This is a genomic window from Janibacter sp. CoH_79_TC_3 (assembly GCF_058197955.1).
In genome coordinates this window covers 1-240 of sequence record NZ_JBXWIV010000190.1, presented here as the reverse complement: position 1 = coordinate 240, position 240 = coordinate 1, and the positions used below count along the sequence as shown (strand labels likewise).

1 protein-coding gene is annotated in these 240 nt (G+C 37.1%); it reads left to right on the top strand.

The window, feature by feature from the left end:
* A partial coding sequence (locus AC2FA3_RS15580; protein ID WP_490510386.1) for an alanine--tRNA ligase-related protein occupies positions 1-240 on the top strand: 240 nt, incomplete at both ends.

Sequence of the window (240 nt, the reverse complement as noted above, 5' to 3'; positions counted from 1 at the left end):
CGGATATCCTGAGCTTGAGGAAAAGAAAGACTTCATCTTAAATGTTCTTACAAAGGAAGAAGAAAAATTTGCAAAGACGATCGACCAGGGACTTGGAATTCTGGCTGAGATGGAAGAAAAAATGCAAAAAGAAGGCAGAAAAGAGCTTTCTGGAGATGACGCATTTAAATTATATGATACATATGGATTCCCTATTGATCTTACAGCAGAGATCCTTGAGGAAAAGGGATTTTCATATGA